The 16166-nt window shown below is 71.6% G+C and carries 15 protein-coding genes and 1 riboswitch; of the genes, 9 read left to right on the top strand and 6 right to left on the bottom strand.

The window, feature by feature from the left end; all coding sequences use genetic code 11:
• Positions 1-14 precede the first annotated feature (14 nt).
• A riboswitch (TPP riboswitch) is annotated at positions 15-160 on the top strand.
• The 4 genes from thiO (at position 149) to ACGFNU_RS12480 (ending at position 3417) form a co-directional block, all read left to right on the top strand.
• Positions 149-1273, top strand: coding sequence for a glycine oxidase ThiO (gene thiO / locus ACGFNU_RS12495; RefSeq protein ID WP_392592848.1), 1125 nt, complete (start codon positions 149-151; stop codon positions 1271-1273). (Overlaps the previous riboswitch by 12 nt.)
• Positions 1270-1470, top strand: a complete 201-nt coding sequence (gene thiS / locus ACGFNU_RS12490; protein WP_392592846.1) for a sulfur carrier protein ThiS — start codon at positions 1270-1272, stop codon at positions 1468-1470. Before thiO ends, thiS begins: the two co-directional genes overlap by 4 nt.
• Positions 1471-1472: 2 nt before the next feature.
• The gene (locus tag ACGFNU_RS12485; protein WP_392592845.1) at positions 1473-2282 is read left to right on the top strand and encodes a thiazole synthase; all 810 of its coding nucleotides are present in this window, start codon (positions 1473-1475) and stop codon (positions 2280-2282) included.
• 151 nt (positions 2283-2433) lie between these two features.
• Entirely contained in the window at positions 2434-3417 is a 984-nt protein-coding gene (locus ACGFNU_RS12480) for a DMT family transporter (RefSeq protein ID WP_392592843.1), read from the top strand.
• On the opposite strand, the gene ACGFNU_RS12475 is transcribed toward ACGFNU_RS12480, so the two are convergent.
• Positions 3387-4478, bottom strand: coding sequence for a serpin family protein (locus tag ACGFNU_RS12475; protein ID WP_392592841.1), 1092 nt, complete (start codon positions 4476-4478; stop codon positions 3387-3389). The two genes, ACGFNU_RS12480 and ACGFNU_RS12475, sit on opposite strands and share 31 nt — an antisense overlap.
• Positions 4479-4599: 121 nt before the next feature.
• Here ACGFNU_RS12475 and pknB point away from each other — a divergent pair, with 121 nt between their 5' ends.
• Both pknB and ACGFNU_RS12465 read left to right on the top strand, forming a co-directional pair.
• Positions 4600-6549 carry a Stk1 family PASTA domain-containing Ser/Thr kinase gene (pknB, locus tag ACGFNU_RS12470; protein ID WP_392592839.1) on the top strand — a complete coding sequence of 650 codons (1950 nt, stop codon included), beginning with the start codon at positions 4600-4602 and terminating at the stop codon, positions 6547-6549.
• Between the two features lie 28 nt (positions 6550-6577).
• Positions 6578-7429, top strand: a complete 852-nt coding sequence (locus tag ACGFNU_RS12465; RefSeq protein ID WP_392592837.1) for a deoxyribonuclease IV — start codon at positions 6578-6580, stop codon at positions 7427-7429.
• Positions 7430-8087: 658 nt separating this feature from the next.
• On the opposite strand, the gene ACGFNU_RS12460 is transcribed toward ACGFNU_RS12465, so the two are convergent.
• From ACGFNU_RS12460 to ACGFNU_RS12445, 4 genes are all read right to left on the bottom strand, one after another.
• Positions 8088-9794: a cation acetate symporter gene (locus tag ACGFNU_RS12460; protein WP_392593514.1), complete on the bottom strand. Its 1707-nt coding sequence runs from the start codon at positions 9792-9794 to the stop codon at positions 8088-8090.
• Positions 9795-9799: 5 nt separating this feature from the next.
• Positions 9800-10177 carry a hypothetical protein gene (locus tag ACGFNU_RS12455; protein WP_392592835.1) on the bottom strand — a complete coding sequence of 126 codons (378 nt, stop codon included), beginning with the start codon at positions 10175-10177 and terminating at the stop codon, positions 9800-9802.
• Positions 10170-10985, bottom strand: a complete 816-nt coding sequence (locus ACGFNU_RS12450) for a LytR/AlgR family response regulator transcription factor (protein ID WP_392592833.1) — start codon at positions 10983-10985, stop codon at positions 10170-10172. The genes ACGFNU_RS12455 and ACGFNU_RS12450 overlap by 8 nt, the downstream gene beginning before the upstream one ends.
• A gap of 87 nt (positions 10986-11072) precedes the next feature.
• The gene (locus tag ACGFNU_RS12445; RefSeq protein WP_392592832.1) at positions 11073-11933 is read right to left on the bottom strand and encodes a sensor histidine kinase; all 861 of its coding nucleotides are present in this window, start codon (positions 11931-11933) and stop codon (positions 11073-11075) included.
• Positions 11934-11987: 54 nt separating this feature from the next.
• Between ACGFNU_RS12445 and ACGFNU_RS12440 the strand changes: the two genes are divergently transcribed.
• On the top strand, positions 11988-12626 hold the full coding sequence (locus ACGFNU_RS12440) for a hypothetical protein (RefSeq protein ID WP_392592830.1): 639 nt from the start codon (positions 11988-11990) through the stop codon (positions 12624-12626).
• 336 nt (positions 12627-12962) lie between these two features.
• On the opposite strand, the gene ACGFNU_RS12435 is transcribed toward ACGFNU_RS12440, so the two are convergent.
• Positions 12963-13568, bottom strand: coding sequence for a sulfite oxidase-like oxidoreductase (locus ACGFNU_RS12435; protein WP_392592828.1), 606 nt, complete (start codon positions 13566-13568; stop codon positions 12963-12965).
• 271 nt (positions 13569-13839) lie between these two features.
• On the opposite strand from ACGFNU_RS12435, the gene aroF reads away from it, so the two are divergent.
• Both aroF and ACGFNU_RS12425 read left to right on the top strand, forming a co-directional pair.
• A complete protein-coding gene (aroF, locus tag ACGFNU_RS12430; protein ID WP_392592826.1) occupies positions 13840-14889 on the top strand; it encodes a 3-deoxy-7-phosphoheptulonate synthase in 1050 nt (349 codons plus the stop codon).
• A 342-nt stretch (positions 14890-15231) separates the two neighbouring features.
• Entirely contained in the window at positions 15232-16137 is a 906-nt protein-coding gene (locus tag ACGFNU_RS12425; RefSeq protein ID WP_392592824.1) for an EamA family transporter, read from the top strand.
• Positions 16138-16166: the final 29 nt, after the last annotated feature.

The raw sequence follows: 16166 nt of genomic DNA, 5'->3' as shown, positions 1-16166 counted from the left end.
GCGGGGCGCTGTGGGAAGGCAATCGCGGGAGTCTGGTTCGACCGGGCTGAGAGGGCGGCTGAGGCCGGTAGTCGATTGATCGATCACCGGGCGCATGGGCCGCCGACCGCCACGACCTGATCCGGATCATGCCGGCGAAGGGAGCGCGATGGACGTAGTGATCGTTGGGGCCGGGGTCATCGGCCTCGCCACCGCCTGGCGTGCCGCCGCCCGCGGCGCCGCCGTCACCCTGGTCGATCCCGATCCGGCGAGCGGCGCCTCCGCCGTCGCCGCCGGGATGCTGACCCCCGTCAGCGAGCTGACGTACGGCGAGGAGCCGCTGCTGCGCCTGGGGCTCGCCTCCAGGGACCGGTACGCGGCGTTCGTCGCCGAGCTGGAGGAGCTGACGGGCCACGACACCGGCCACCGCACCGACGGCATCCTGGAGGTCGCGTTCGACTCCGACGACCTCGGCTATCTGAACGATCTGCGGCGCTTCCAGGAGTCGCTGGGCATCCCCGCCGAGGCGCTCACGGGCCGCGAGTGCCGCAAGGCCGAGCCGATGCTCGCGCCGGGCGTGCGCGGCGGGCTGCTGGCGCCCGCGGACGGCTCGATCGACCCGCGGCGCCTCACTCCGGCGCTACAGGCCGCCGGCGACAAGCTGGGCGTGCGGCTCGTACGGCAGCGGGCCACCGGCCTCATCGTCGAGAACGACACGGCCACGGGCGTGCGGCTGGCGGACGGCTCGGAGGTGCGGGGCGCGAAGGTTCTGCTGGCCGCCGGTCCCTGGTCGGGTGATCTCGACGGCCTGCCTCCTGGGACCGTTCCCGCCGTGCGGCCGGTCAAGGGCCAGGTGATCCGCCTCCGCACCCGCGTGCCGTTCCTCCGGCGATCCACCCGCGGCCTGGTGAAGGGCTCCTCGATCTATCTCGTGCCGCGCGCGGACGGGGAGATCGTGATCGGCGCCACCCAGGAGGAGCTGGGCTTCGACACCCGCGTCACCGCCGGTGGACTGTGGGAGCTGCTCCGCGACGCCCGCGAGCTGCTGCCCGGCATCACCGAGCTGGAGTTCGCCGAGGTCACCGCGGGGCTGCGGCCCGGCTCGCCGGACAACGCGCCGGTGATGGGCCCGAGCGCGCTGCCCGGCCTCGTCCTCGGCACCGGGCACTTCCGCAACGGGATCCTGCTCACCCCGGTCAGCGCGGACATTCTCACCGAGGTACTGCTGGACGGCACGGTGCCGGACGTCGGCAGGCCGTTCACTCCGGAGCGTTTCGAGGTGGTCCCATCGTGAAGGTCATCGTCAACGGCGAGGCGCGCGAGCTGCCGGCGGGCACGAGCGTCGCCGAGGTGGTCGCCACCGTCACCACGGCCGGGTCCGGGGTGGCCGCGGCGCTCAACGACGAGGTCGTCCGCCGCTCCGAGTGGGACGCGACGACGGTACGGGACGCGGATCGGCTCGAGGTGCTGACCGCCGTGCAGGGAGGCTGAGGATGAGCACGAACAACGCGGCCGTCGACGCGGCTGTGGACGCCGAGCGGCTGGTCATCGGGGGCGAGGGGTTCGGCTCCCGCCTGATCATGGGCACCGGCGGCGCGCCGAGCATGCACGTGCTGCGCGAGGCGCTCGTCGCCTCCGGCACGGAGCTCACCACGGTCGCGATGCGCCGCGTCGACCCGGCGGCGCGCGGATCGGTGCTGGACGTCCTGCGCGACTGCGGCATCAAGGTGCTGCCCAACACGGCCGGGTGCTTCACGGCGGGCGAGGCCGTGCTGACCGCCAAGCTCGCCCGCGAGGCGCTGGAGACCGATCTGGTCAAGCTGGAGGTCATCGCGGACGAGCACACGCTCCTGCCCGACCCGATCGAGCTGGTCGAGGCCGCCGAGCAGCTGGTCGACGACGGCTTCACGGTGATGGCCTACACCAACGACGACCCGGTGCTGGCCCGCCGGCTGGAGCAGCTGGGCTGCGCGGCCGTCATGCCGCTGGGCTCGCCGATCGGCTCCGGCCTCGGCATCCGCAACCCGCACAACATCGAGCTGATCGTCGAACGGGCGAACGTGCCGATCATTCTGGACGCCGGGCTCGGAACCGCGAGCGACGCCGCGCTGGCGATGGAGCTCGGCTGCGACGCCGTCCTCCTCGCGACCGCCGTCACGCGGGCCCAGTCCCCCACCATGATGGCCGCCGCGATGAGGCATGCCGTCGAGGGCGGCCGTCTCGCCCGGCTGGCGGGCCGCATCCCCAAGCGCCGCTACGCCCGGGCGTCCTCGCCGTGGGAGGGAATGAGCCGTCCCGAGTGACGCGACTCAGTGAAGCAACGCTAATCATCCACGTGAAGAAATAATCACTGGACCTGAACGGTAGCGGGCCACAAAACTGGCCTGACCAGCACCGCAACCACCGGCCATCCTTCGGTGTTCGTGGAAGTGTCCCCTACCTAAGGTTCAGCGTATGGATCACGTCAAGGCGGCTCGACCGGGAGCCGAACGCCTCGCCATCGCGGCCGCGACCGTCACGGTCGTCCTGTGGGCCTCGGCCTTCGTCGCCATCCGCAGCGCCGGGCAGGACTACAGCCCGGGGGCGCTGGCGCTCGGCCGCCTCCTGGCCGGCTCGATCGCGCTCGGCGTCATCTGCCTGGCGCGGCGGGAGGGTTTTCCGCCGCGCGCCGCCTGGCCCGGGATCCTCGCCTCCGGGCTCCTCTGGTTCGGCCTCTACATGGTCGCGCTCAACTGGGGCGAGCAGGAGGTGGACGCGGGCACCGCGGCCCTGCTGGTCAACGTCGGGCCGATCCTGATCGCGCTCCTGGGCGGCTGGCTCCTCAAGGAGGGCTTCCCGCCCCGGCTGCTGGCCGGAATGGCCGTCTCGTTCGCCGGTGCCGCCGTCGTCGGCGTCTCGATGTCCGACGGCGGGAGTTCCTCGCTCCTCGGCGTCGGGCTGTGCCTCCTCGCCGCGGTCACGTACGCGGCGGGCGTCGTGAGCCAGAAGCCCGCGCTGCGGCACGGCTCGGCGCTCCAGGTCACCACGTTCGGCTGCGTCGTCGGAACGGTCGTCTGCCTGCCGTTCTCCGGCCAGCTGATCTCCGAGGTGCCCGACGCCTCGCTGACCGCCACCCTGAACGTGATCTACCTGGGCGTCTTCCCGACCGCCCTGGCGTTCACGACCTGGGCCTACGCCCTCGCCCGGACGTCCGCGGGCAAGATGGGCGCCACCACCTACGCCGCCCCGGCCCTCGTCGTCCTGATGTCGTGGCTGTTCCTCGCCGAGATCCCCGGCTGGCTGACCCTCCTCGGCGGCGTGCTCTGCCTGGCGGGCGTGGCCGTCTCGCGCGGCGGCAAGAAGACCACCGCGGCTCCCGCGCCGGTCGTGGAGCCCGAGACGGATGTGGAGCCCGAGCCGGAGCTGGTTCAGGGCTCGATGACCCGCGCGACGAAGTAGATCGCGCCGGTCTCCCGGTGCCGGACGACGACGAGGAACGGCCGGTCCACGAGGAACGGCACCGGCGTGCCGAGGTCGATCGAGACCGTCCGCATGACGATCGCCGTCGCGGCGGCCCCCTCGAACCCCTCTTCGTCGACCGTCAGGACGGCCTTGTGGACGACCTGGTCGATCCAGATGCGCGTCTCCTCGCTGATTCCGGAGAAGTCGGCCCTTGGCGTGAACGCCTCGTTCACGCCAAGGGCTTGGAGCGCCCCGTTAAGGACCGCCTCGCCCTCGATCCGGAACCTGGGCAACGCCAGGTCGAGTTTGGCCCGCCCACTACCGCCGTACAGGGAGCCGAGCACATCCGCGTTCAGCGCGGCTTCCGCGGTGGCCAGATCACCGTCCGGCAGCAGCACGTCGACCGCGGCCTCGCCCTGAGTGTGCAGCGTCGCCATCCGCCACCCGTGGCCCTCCGCGTAGCCGAAATGCTCTGACTGCCGCATCGTCGGCACCTGGCGGGTCCCTGACGGCGCGTGGAACGCCGCTGGCTTGGTGATCGTCCGCTCGAACGCGTGCAGCCAGGCCACCTTCAGGTAGAGCGCGTTGACGATGACGGCCGCCGCGTCCGGGTGGATCGTCCCCTCGGCCAGAAGATCCTTGATCAGGCCCCTCGTCGTACGTTCCACCTCGAGGTTGATCTCGCGCCGCGCCCCGTCCGGATCTCCGGCGAAGTCGGCCGTGTGCAACGCGCCACCCGGCCAGCCGAGCACGGTCTTCTGGAATTCCCCGCCGAAGCCGAGCCCGTCGCGCATCCAGAGATCGTTCGCCACCGCCATCTCGGCGCCGCCGAGGTCGTGCGGGTCGATCCGGGTCGATCCCGCCAGCATGGCCGCGATGTCGCCCAGGTCACCGCCGGGCGCGATGGCCGCGGCCAGCTCGTCGTACGTCCGCCCACGCGCGCCCGCGGAGGCGATCCCGAGCGCCGACGCCACCGAGTAGGGCGACCACGCGAAGTTCTGGCCGGCCGGCAACTCGCGCAGCAGCGAGAGCGTGAAATCAAGGTGAGGAGAGCCCATAAGGCCGACCCTAGGCGAGGCCACAGGAGGATGCCGCGGGACGATCCAGTCCTATGGCGTGATTCATGCTCATACTCCCGAGTGATGAGAACACCATGAATTCGCCTCTAAACTCGCTCTGATGGACGCGACGGTTGCTGACCCACTCGTCGGGCAGGTGCTCGACGGGCGCTACCGCATTGAGTCCCGGATCGCCCGCGGCGGCATGGCCACGGTGTACGTGGCCCGCGACATCCGGCTGGACCGTGAGATCGCCCTGAAGGTGATGCACTCCCACCTGGCGGCGGACGACGACTTCGTCCGGCGTTTCATCGGGGAGGCCAAGGCGGCCGCGGCGCTGTCCCACCCCAACGTGGTCGCGGTCTACGACCAGCGGACCGACGGCGAGCACGTCTTCCTGGTGATGGAGTACGTGCCCGGCCGGACGCTGCGCGACCTGCTGGACGAGCGGGGCCGGCTCGGCCCGCGCGAGGCGCTGGAGATCATGCAGCCGGTGCTGGCCGCGCTCGGCGCCGCCCACCGCGGCGGGCTGGTGCACCGCGACGTCAAGCCCGAGAACGTGCTGATCGCCGACGACGGGACGATCAAGGTCGCCGACTTCGGGCTGGCGCGCGCCGAGTCCGCCAGCAAGATGACCAAGACCGGCCTGATCATCGGCACGGTCGGCTACCTGGCGCCCGAGCAGGTGCTGTCGGGCAACGCCGACGTGCGCTCGGACGTGTACGCCGCGGGCGTGCTGCTGTTCGAGCTGATCACCGGCTACCTGCCGCACCAGGGCGACTCGCCGCTCGCGGTGGCCTACAAGCACGTGAACGAGACGGTGCCCGCCCCGTCCACGGCCGTGCCGGGGCTCACCCCCGAGATCGACCTGCTGGTCACCCGCTCGACGTCGCACGATCCCGCCCGCCGCCCGCAGGACGCCAACCAGTTCCTCGCCGCGGTCGCCGAGGTGCACGGCGGCCTGCCGCGCAACTTCGACCAGCGCGTCCAGGCCGCCTCCCACAGCCGGACGGCGGTGTTCGAGTCGGGGCCTGCGGTCGACGGCCGCACCTCCGTCTTCGACCCGGGCGCCACCGCGCCGCCCGGTTACGAGGCTCCTCCCGGCTACGAGGCGCACTACGTCCCCCAGCGCACCGTGGCCGACCGCGCGATCGGCGCGATCACCGGCAAGTACGTGCTCATCGCCATCGGCGCGGTCGCGGCCGTGGTGCTCGGCTGGGCGGTCTGGTACCAGGTCTCCGGCCAGTACGACCACGTCCCGGAGAAGATCATCGGGATGGAGCTGAAGGACGCCCGGCAGCGGCTCCAGAAGGACGGCCTCCAGGTACGGGTCGCCGCCTCGATCTACTCGGACACGGTCAAGAAGGGCCAGGTCGCCAAGTCCGACCCGCCGGCGGGCTCCCGCGTGGCCAGCGGCGCGCTCATCACGCTGACGGTGTCCAAGGGCCGCTCGCCCAGGGAAGTGCCGGACGTGGAGGGCAAGACCCTCAGCGAGGCCCGCGAGACGCTCCAGGACAAGGGCTTCACGCCCGGCGACGTCCAGAAGGCGGCGAGCACGAGCATCCCCAAGGACAAGGCCATCCGCACCGACCCCGCGGCGGGCGAACGGCAGTCCCCCGACGAGCCGGTCGCCATCGTGATGAGCACCGGAATGTCCATGCCGTCGCTCGTCGGCCGCAACGCCGACGCCGCCGTGAACCAGTTGCGCTCGATGGGCCTGAAGGTCGACGTCGACAAGCAGCGCGACGGGAGCAAGCAGCCCAACACCGTCCTCAGCCAGTCCCCGGAGGCCGGCACCGGCGTCTCCAACGGCGACTCGGTGCGGATCACCATCAACAAGAAGGACTGCCTCTTCGGCGACTTCTTCTGCGATGACGGCAACGGCGGCGACGAGGAGAAGATCCCCGTCCCGAACATGACGGGCCGCGGCATCGACGAGGCCCGCCAGGCCCTGGAGAATTCGGGCTTCAGGGTCAACGTGATCGGGGTCGCCGGCAACACCGTCCGGGTCCAGACGCCCAGCGGCGGCGAGGCGGCCCGCGGCTCGACGGTGTTCCTCGTCCGCGGCTGAGGGGGCTCCCCACTAGGCTGGGACCCCTATGACCTCTAAGAAGAGCCCTGTCGGAGGGCATATCCCCGTCGCCGGCGGGATGGCCACCAAGGGACTGAAATACGCCGCCGAGATCGGCGCCGAGGCCGTGCAGGTCTTCGTGTCCAACCCGCGCGGGTGGGCACAGGCGACAGGCAAGTCCGACGAGGACGCCAAGATGCGCGAGAGCGATCTCCCCGTCTTCGTGCACGCCCCTTACCTGGTCAACTTCGGCTCCCCGAGCCCGGAGACGCTCGAGAAGTCGGTCTCGTCGGTCCGCCACTCGCTCCAGCGCGGCGCCGCCATCGGCGCCCGCGGCGTGGTCGTCCACACCGGTTCCGCCGTGAGCCAGCCCTTCGACGACGCCATGCGCCAGCTCCGCGAGCACGTCCTCCCGCTCCTCGACGAGCTCCCGGACGACGCCCCGGACCTCCTCCTGGAGCCGATGGCGGGCCAAGGAGCGATGCTCTGCGCCACGGTCGACCAGCTAGGCCCGTTCTTCGAGCAACTCGACAACCACCCCAAGCTGGGCGTCTGCCTCGACACGTGCCACGCCTACTGCGCCGGGCACGACCTGGCCGCCCCCGACGGCGTCCAGAAGACCCTCGACCTGCTCGTGGAGACCGTCGGCAAGGGCCGTCTCAAGCTCGTCCACGCCAACGACTCCAAGGACCCGTGCGCCTCGTTCAAGGACAGGCACGAGAACATCGGCGCCGGCCAGATCGGCGAGAAGCCCTTCGCCGAGCTCTTCCGCCACCCAGAGGTGGCAGGCGTCCCGTTCATCATCGAGACCCCGGGCCGCAGCGCCGACCCCCACCGCAAAGACATAGAAACCCTAAAACGCCTACGCGACGCCCCGTAACCCCCGCGAACGAGCCGCAACCACCACCGCCGAGCGCAACCATCTCAGCGCGACAACGCCAACCGTCACGCGAGCGGTGAACGGCAAGCACAACCATCTCAGCGTGACAATCTCAGCCGTCACGCGAGCGCGCTATCGGGTCGTGAAGCCAGCCGAAGGCGAGGCTTCACGAGAGATCGCGAAGCGATGTCGCGCTCGCCGCTTTTGCGGTTCGGGGGTGAGCCGCCAGGCGAGGCCGTCGAGGCCGTAAAAGAAATAAATAACGACTCGGGCGCTACTGAACAACCCCCCGACTGTTCAGCAGCGCCCGAGCCGACCGCCATCGGATCCCACCCCCCCGGTACGGGATCCGACGGCTCCTGATCCAGGCGTTCGACATGCGCCCGCCGGATCTCCAGTGTCGTCTTGGCCGAGGTCTCGCGGGCCCGTCGCCGGTCCCGCCCGCTCCCTCGGTTGCGGTACTGAGAACACTAGAGGCCACTCGATGCCGATCGTGGGGCAAGGAAGCGCGTCCGCGATGAACGGTGTGTAGCAATCGTTATACGTAGAGTAGTCACAGGACGAGCGGTCGATTCGGAGCGGCGAACGGCGCCGTCCGGGCCCGTGGGAACGATCCACGGCGAGTGGTGGCCGTCGAGCGGGGGCGAGAAGGGGGTTTTCAGCGAGTAACGATCTCTTCGGGAAGGTGCAGCCGGGCCATCGCGCGGTCCGCTCCCCGCGGAATGTGACTCCGTGTCAGCAGCGACACGGTGACCGTCACCGCGACGCCGATCGGCACGATCACCATGGCGGGCTGGGCCAGGAGCGTCGCCGGCCAGCCGGTCCAAGGGCCGCCGAGGAGCCAGGCGACGCCCGCCGCGACGGCGAGCCCGCCGCCGGCCACCAGTCCCGCGCCCGCGCCCGCGGGCGTCAGGCGGCGCCACCAGATGCCCAGGACGAGCAGCGGGCACAGGGAGCAGGCGGAGACGGTCAGCGCGAGCGTCACCAGGCCCGCCGCGCCCAGCGGCCCGATCCGGGTCACGAGGACGAGCGGCACGGCGAGGGCCAGCAGCGCGCCCACCCGGAACGCCCCGACGCCGCCGCGCCACAGGCACTGCGAGAACGTGCCGGCGATCGCCACGACGATCCCGCATGACGTCGAGATGAACGCGGCGAACGCGCCCGCCGCCACGAGACCGGTCAGCAGGGCGCCCGCCACGCCCGGTGCGAGCCGCTGGGGCAGCATCAGGATCGTCGCGTCGGTGTCGCCGGTCATGAGGAGGTCGGGGGTGTAGAGCCGGCCCAGCGCGCCGTACAGCGCCGGAAAGACGTAGAAGAGCGAGAGGAGCACCGGGACGAGCGCGGCGGTGCGGCGGGCGGCACGGCCGCAGCGGTCGGTGTAGAAGCGCATGAGGATGTGCGGCAGGCCCATCGTGCCGAGGAGCACGCCGAGGAGTGCCGAGTAGGTCGCGAACAGCGGGTGCCCGCCGTCCCGCCCGAACGGCATCGCCCACGTGTGCCCGTCTTGCAGGGGCAGACGTTCGGCGTGCGGAACGGGCACCCCCGCCGGGAAGACGAGCGTGCTGCCCTCGCCGATGACGTGCCGTGCGGCGGGGAGCCAGACCTCGGCCCCGTTGTGACGCGTCCCGTCCAAGACTCCGCGTACGGTCACGACGGTGTCGCTCGTGACGCGCACGGCCACCTCGGCCTGCACGCGCACGGTCGTGACTCGGTCGAACACGGGCAGCCGGTCGGCGGTCGGGTTGTCGCCACCGTCCAGGTGCCAGATCGACAGGAGCGCCACCGCCGGGACCGCCACGGCGACCAGCTTCACCCAGTACTGCACGCCCTGGACGACGGTGATGCTGCGCATCCCGCCCGACAGGACGACGGCCAGGACCACCGCGACCACGACGGCCCAGCCGGCCCAGACCGGCGCCCCGGTGAGCACCCGCAGCGTGACTCCGGCCCCCTGGAACTGCGGGAGCAGGTAGAACCAGCCGATGAAGCACACGCACGCGCTGACGATGTGCCGCACGCCCCGCGAGCCGAGCCGCCATTCGGCGAAGTCGGAGATCGTGTAGGCGCCGGAACGCCGCAGCGGCGCCGTCACGAACGCCAGCAGCAGCACGTAGCCCGCGGCGGCGGCGATCGGCAGCCACAGGACGTCGGCGCCGTAGGCCAGCACCATCCCCGCCGTGCCCAGGAAGGCCGCGGCCGAGATGTACTCGCTGCTGATCGCCGAGGCGTTCCACGCCGGCGTGACGCCGCGCGAGGCGACGAGGAAGTCGGAGGCCGAGGGGGTGCGGCGGCGCCCGCACGAGCCGAGGACCGCGACCATGCCGAGGACGGCGACCAGTGCGGTGAGCGCGGCCGCCACGGCCATGACGATCACGACCGGTCCACCAGCCTGGCGAAGTCCCGTTCGATCCGTTCGGCCTGGCGCAGGTGGCGGGCCGCGGCGCCGATCCAGATCGGCTGGACGCACAGCGCCAGGCCCAGCCACGGCACCGGAATCCCGTACAGCCGCGACCGGCTCAGCGAGGGGAGGAGGGCGAGCAGCAGCGGCAGCCCGGCGAGCACGACCGCGACGACCGTGAGGGTGGCGAGGGCGGTGCGCAGCTGGGCCCGGATCAGCGTGCGCACGTAGACGGCGCCGAGCTCGGTCTGCTCGTCGAGGTCGTGGGCGAGGCTCCAGCTCCGTTCGCCCGCCGACCGTGCCCGGTGGGTGCGCGGGCTCGACACCACGACCCGCCGCTGCTCAGTCATCCTCGTCCCGCCCCTGGCTCTCCGTGCCCTCGGCGTCGCGCGCGTCGCTGGACTCGACATGCCGGAACCGGCGGACGAGCAGATCGCGCACCTCGCGGGTGTGGCGGCGGCTCACCGGCAGCAGCTCGGCGCCGACCTGCACGGCCGCCCGCCCGCCGTCGAAGCGCAACTCGCTGATGTGGGCGGACGCGACGAGCGTGCTGCGGTGGATGCGGATGAACCCGGCCGCCTCCCACCGCCGGGCCAGCGAGGCCAGCGGCATCCGCACCAGGTAGCTGCCCTCGCCGGTGTGCAGCCGCACGTAGTCGCCCTGCGCCTCGACGTGCGTCACCGAGCGGCGGGAGACCAGGCGCGTGCGGCCGCCCAGCTCGACGGGCACCATCTCGTCCGGGGCGGGCTGCTCCGGCGCGCCGTCCTCGCGCGACGACCGGTGCACGGCCTCCTCGACGCGGCGGACCGCCTCGGCGAGGCGCTGCGGCCGGACCGGCTTGAGGAGGTAGTCGAGCGCGCCCAGCTCGTACGCGGCGACCGCGCAGTCGTCGTGGGCGGTCACGAAGACCACGTCGGGCGGTGCGGCGAACCCGGTCAGCAGCCGGGTGAAGTCGAGGCCGTCCAGCCCCGGCATGCGGATGTCGAGGAAGACGGCGTCGAGACGTTCGCCGGCGACGAGCATGCGGCTGAGGTCGCGCAGCGCCGCGGCCGCGTCACCGGCACCGGTGGCCTGTTCGATACGCGGATCCTCACGCAGCAGATAAAGCAGTTCCTCCAGCGCGGGGATCTCGTCATCGACGGCCAGGACACGCAGCATAAGAGGACCCTGCCGTGATTACTATCCGTCCGCAATCGATTCCGCTATGTGAAGGCAAAGTCGTTATCAGCATTCCCCCGGGCGCGGTCAGTCCGGAAAGACGCCCAGCCGGTATTTCGGCACCCGCAGGTTGACCTTGGCACCGGCGCCGACCGCCGTCTCCACGGTCAGGCCGTACTCGTCCCCGTAGACCTGCCGCATGCGCTCGTCCACGTTCGCCAGGCCGATCCCGGCGCCCGCGCCCGACCGCCGTTCGCGGCCGGTACCTGCGGAGAGGATCTCCCGCAGCCGCTCGGGATCCATGCCGATGCCGTCGTCCTCGACGCTGATGGCCGCCTCGGCGCCCGCGTCGCGCGCCACGATCCGGATGTGGAAGGACGCGCGGCTGCCCTCCATGCCGTGCCGGATGGCGTTCTCGACCAGCGGCTGCAGCGACAGGAACGGCACCGCCACCGGCAGCACCTCCGGCGCGACCTCCACGCTGAACTGCAGCCGGTCGCCGAACCTCGCCCGTTCCAGCAACAGGTAGCGGTCGATCGAACGCAACTCGTCGGCGAGCGTCGTGAAGTCGCGCGGGTTGCGGAACGAATAGCGGGCGAAGTCGGCGAAGTCGAGCAGCAGTTCCCTGGCCCGCTCCGGATCGGTCCGGACGAACGAGGCGATCGTGGTCAGCGAGTTGTAGACGAAGTGCGGGGAGATCTGCGCCCGCAGGGCCCGCATCTCCGCCTCGGCCAGCCGGGCGCGGGACGAGTCGAGCTCGGCCAGCTCCAGCTGGCTGGAGACCCAGCGCGCCACCTCGCACACCGCGCGGACGCGGGCTGCGGAGGCGTCCGGGCCGTACGCGGCGAGCGCGCCCTCGATACGCCCCTCGACCGACAGCGGCGCGATCATCGCCACCCGGATCCGGCACAGCGGATCCCCGCAGCCGCCGGGCTCGGGAGCGACCACGCGCGGACGGCCCGAAGTGAGCACCGGCAGGGCATGCAGAACAGCCTCGCAAGCATGCGCGTCACCGCCAGGCCCATCCCAAACCAGCAACCGCCCGTCCACGCCCGCAACGCCACCCTCAAACTCCCCATCGCCACCCGGACGCGTAGCCCCGACATGATGGCCCGCGTCGCAGTGACCGGTGCAGCCGTGCCCAGAGCCAGGCTGGCCGCGGTCCGGACGGCCGGGCTCGGTATGACCGGTGCCGGGTTGGTGGCCGGGCCCGGGATGAGCTACCTCTGGCTGGGCGGCGCAGGTATGGCCAGAGCCAGGATCGTCGGCGTCGCCGGGGCTGGTATGACCGGTGCCGGAGCCGGGGGGACCGGGATGGGAATGGCCGGTACCGGAGTGGTGGCCGGGACCGGGCTGACCGGGGCCGGGCTGGCCGAGACCAGCGTGGCCGGGACCGGGGTGAGCGGCCTCGTGCTGGGCGGTGCGGGCGTGGCCGGAGCCAGGACCTGCGTCGTCCGAATACCAGAGGCCGGCATGACCAGTGCCGGAGTAACCCGGACCGGGGTGGCCGGGGCCAGCGCGACCGGCGCCAGGGTGAGCGACACCGGGATGAGCGGCGGCGGGGGGGCTGGTGCAGGCGTGACAAGTGCTGGTGTGGGTGGGGGCGGGGTGGCGGGGGTCGGGTGGATGGATGGCTACTAGGGCCACGGCCTCGGCGCCCAAGAGGATGCGCAGGTGCTTGGCGGATTTGCGTGCCGACTCCCGGTTCAGGCCGCCGCGCAGGGAGGGCGAGGCTCGGGAGATGGTGTGCAGGGTCGAGAACGTCGCCTCGTCGGCCGGCGTGCCGAACCCGCGCCGCCGGGTGCGCAGCCAGCCGCGGGCGGCGCTCGCGAGGAGCGCCGAGCCGGTGATGACGGCGCACACCATCACGTCGATCACAGAGGGTGCGACCACGCAACTCACGGTAACGTTCTTCGGCGCGCACCGTGGTGAATCATGCACATCGCCGCTCAGGGCGGACCGTCCTCGGCCTGCGGCTCAGTGCGGGGGCGACTCGTCCTCGTCCTCCTGGTAGGAGTAGCGCTGCTCGCGCCAGGGGTCGGCGACGTTGTGGTAGCCGCGTTCCTCCCAGAAGCCGCGCCGGTCCTTCACCAGGTATTCGACCCCGCGGACCCACTTGACGCTCTTCCACGCGTACAGGTGCGGGACGACGATCCGGATCGGGAATCCGTGGTCGGGGCTGATCCGCTCGCCGTTCCGGTGGGTGGCGAAGAGGGTGCCCTCGGCCAGGAAGTCGCTCATGCGGATGTTGGCGCTGTAGCCGTATTCGGCCCACACCATCACGTGGGTGACGTCCGGGGCGGGGGGCGCCAGCTCGACGATCGCCGAGCCGGAGATCCCCTCCCACTCGTTGTCGGGGATCGTGAACTTGGTGACACAGTGGAAGTCGGAGACCGTCTTGATCTGCGGCAGCGCGTCGAACTCGTCCCAAGTCCAGCGATGCTGCTCCCCGGACTCGGTCGCGCCGAAGACCCTGAAGTCCCAGTCCTTGGGACGGAACTTGGGCACTGGTCCGTAGTGCAGTACCGGCCAGCCGCGGGGGATGTACTGCCCGGGCGGCAGTTGCTTTTCGGGTGGCGACATGACGCGGCCATACTGCCATCCGGGGTGAGCTGAGCCATATTCGCCCCCTCCCCCGCCGGAGCACCCGCGCCATGGGCTACGCTGGCGGGCATGCGCAGCGTGATCTATTTCTTTTGGTACGACCAGCCCGGGCGGCTGGTCTGCCAGACGTTGCGCTGACAGACCACAAGGCGAAAGCCCCGGGCCACGATGGCCCGGGGCTTTCGTCGTTTTCAGGGTGTTGTACGCGGGGGCCGCGCCGGTCCCCGCAGGATGAGGAGAGGCAGCAACCATGGTCGTCGTCATGGCCCCGGAGGCCAGCGAAGCAGATATCCAGGCCGTCGTCTCACTGGTCGAGACGGCGGGCGGCGACGCGTTCGTCAGCCGCGGCGTGGAACGCACCATCGTAGGACTGGTCGGCGACGTCCAGCAGTTCGGCACGCTCAACCTGCGCGGCATGCGCGGCGTGACCAACGTCATCCGGATCTCGGCGCCGTACAAGCTGGTCAGCCGCGAGAACCACGCCGAGCGCACGGTCGTCCGCGTCGGCGGTGTGCCGATCGGGCCGGGCACCATGACGCTCATCGCCGGGCCGTGCGCCGTGGAGACCCCGGAGCAGACCCTGGCGGCGGCGCAGATGGCCCAGGCGTCCGGCGCCACGCTCCTGCGCGGCGGCGCGTTCAAGCCGCGCAGCTCGCCGTACGCCTTCCAGGGTCTCGGCGAGGCCGGGCTGCGCATCCTGGCGGACGTTCGCGAGGAGACCGGCATGCCGGTCGTCACCGAGGTCGTGGACGCGCACGACGTCGAACTCGTCGCCTCGTACGCCGACATGCTGCAGATCGGCACCCGCAACGCGCAGAACTTCGCGCTGCTGCAGGCCGCCGGGGAGTCGGGCAAGCCGGTGATGCTCAAGCGCGGCATGAGCGGCACGATCGAGGAGTGGCTGATGGCCGCCGAGTACGTCGCGCAGCGCGGCAACCTCGACATCGTGCTGTGCGAGCGCGGCATCCGCACGTTCGAGAAGGCCACCCGCAACACCCTGGACATCTCCGCGGTCCCGGTCGCCCAGCGCCTCTCCCACCTGCCGGTGATCGTGGACCCGTCGCACTCGGGCGGCAGCCGCGACCTCGTCCTGCCGCTCACCCGGGCCGCCATCGCGGTCGGCGCGGACGGCGTGATCATCGACGTGCACCCGCACCCGGAGACCGCCCTCTGCGACGGCCCGCAGGCCCTCGTGGACGGCGACCTGCGCGAGCTCGCCAAGGTCGTGCGTGACCTGCCCCCCATGGTCGGCCGCGACCTCACCGTGCCGGCGGCCGCACGGCCCGAGGTCCTCGCCTAGCGCCTCGGAGCCGAACCGCTTTCTCGGCAACGTCCCGTCCACCGCCCATCGGCTGTCCTCCTGATGGGCGAGCGCGGCCCGCACGTGTCCTCTCCTCATCCACTCCAGCCGTGATCATGCAGACGGAGACCCCGCACCTGGTGATCACGGCTGATGGTAGGGTCGCGCTCATGGCGTACTGGACCCCCAACTGTGGACCGCCCCGCTCCTGACCGGGGCGTGGCGACTCTTCCCACACTGAGCGATCTTCGAGACCGGCGCTGACGCGCGCCCGGCCTCGATGTCCTGCGCCCCGGATTCGAACCCTTTCTTCTCCGGTTTCGAGTTCAGGAGCGATTCTTCGTGTCCGTACGCACACTCTCCCGTCCCGCGCCCGTGCGCGTGGGCGGGACCGCCGACATCCTCGTGGCCGCCTGTCTGTGGGGCACCACCGGGACGGTCCGCACCTTCGTGGACGGGGCGTCCAACGTCTCGATCGCGGCGTCCCGCATCGTTCTCGGCGGCGGGCTGCTGCTGGCGTTCGCGGTGCTCACCGCGCGCGCCGGCCTCGTCCGGCTGCTGAGCACGCACCGCAACCGGGCGCTCGTCGCCCTCGGCGCGGTCGCGATCGCCGTCTACCAGGCGGCGTTCTTCGTCGCCGCGGCCCGTACCGGCGTGGCGGTCGGCACCGTCGTCACGATCGGCAGCGCGCCCGCGTTCGCGGGTGTGCTCGGCGCGGTCACCGGCCAGGCGAGGCTGACGCCGCGCTGGCTCGCCGCCACCGGCGGGGCCGTGGCCGGCTGCGCCGCCCTGGTCGGCGGCGGCGAGTCCGCCGGTGTCGAGCCGATCGGCGTGGGACTGGCGCTGCTGTCGGGGCTGGCGTACGCGGTGTACGCCACCGTCGCGTCGGCGTTCATCTCGGGCGGCGAGGACGACCGGGCCGTGGTCGCCGCGCTCTTCGGAACAGCGGCGATCGTGCTGCTGCCCGTGCTGGCGACGACCGGGCCCGGCTGGATGACCACCCCCTCGGGCGCGCTGATCATCCTCTACCTGGGCGGGATCACCACGGCCGGCGGATACATGCTGTTCGCCCGCGGGCTCCGCACGACCCCGGCGACCACGGCGACGACTCTGACGCTCGCCGAGCCCGCGGTCGCCGCGGTACTGGGCGTCGTGGTGCTGAACGAGCAGCTGGGCGGCCTCGCCCTGGCCGGGCTCGCCCTGCTGGCGGTGAGCCTCGTCGTGCTGATCATGCCCGCCCGTAAGTGATCCGGTAGTGGACGGGTGGCCCCGCGAGA

Origin of the sequence: Spirillospora sp. NPDC048911, assembly GCF_043198015.1 — a bacterium.
GTDB lineage: Bacteria > Actinomycetota > Actinomycetes > Streptosporangiales > Streptosporangiaceae > Spirillospora.
Note: the sequence above shows the minus strand (reverse complement) of the source record. Positions and strands in the feature narration are given on the sequence as shown.

Excerpts from the sequence above, each read along its gene's own strand:
- ACGFNU_RS12450 (WP_392592833.1), bottom strand. The coding sequence starts at position 10,985 with ATGCTGCGTGTCCTGGCCGTCGATGACGAGATCCCCGCGCTGGAGGAA.
- aroF (WP_392592826.1), top strand. The coding sequence starts at position 13,840 with ATGGTCGTCGTCATGGCCCCGGAGGCCAGCGAAGCAGATATCCAGGCC.
- ACGFNU_RS12475 (WP_392592841.1), bottom strand. The coding sequence starts at position 4,478 with ATGGGCTCTCCTCACCTTGATTTCACGCTCTCGCTGCTGCGCGAGTTG.
- pknB (WP_392592839.1), top strand. The coding sequence starts at position 4,600 with ATGGACGCGACGGTTGCTGACCCACTCGTCGGGCAGGTGCTCGACGGG.
- ACGFNU_RS12435 (WP_392592828.1), bottom strand. The coding sequence starts at position 13,568 with ATGTCGCCACCCGAAAAGCAACTGCCGCCCGGGCAGTACATCCCCCGC.
- ACGFNU_RS12455 (WP_392592835.1), bottom strand. The coding sequence starts at position 10,177 with ATGACTGAGCAGCGGCGGGTCGTGGTGTCGAGCCCGCGCACCCACCGG.
- ACGFNU_RS12460 (WP_392593514.1), bottom strand. The coding sequence starts at position 9,794 with ATGGCCGTGGCGGCCGCGCTCACCGCACTGGTCGCCGTCCTCGGCATG.
- ACGFNU_RS12480 (WP_392592843.1), top strand. The coding sequence starts at position 2,434 with ATGGATCACGTCAAGGCGGCTCGACCGGGAGCCGAACGCCTCGCCATC.
- ACGFNU_RS12440 (WP_392592830.1), top strand. The coding sequence starts at position 11,988 with ATGCGCGTCACCGCCAGGCCCATCCCAAACCAGCAACCGCCCGTCCAC.
- thiO (WP_392592848.1), top strand. The coding sequence starts at position 149 with ATGGACGTAGTGATCGTTGGGGCCGGGGTCATCGGCCTCGCCACCGCC.
- ACGFNU_RS12465 (WP_392592837.1), top strand. The coding sequence starts at position 6,578 with ATGACCTCTAAGAAGAGCCCTGTCGGAGGGCATATCCCCGTCGCCGGC.
- ACGFNU_RS12485 (WP_392592845.1), top strand. The coding sequence starts at position 1,473 with ATGAGCACGAACAACGCGGCCGTCGACGCGGCTGTGGACGCCGAGCGG.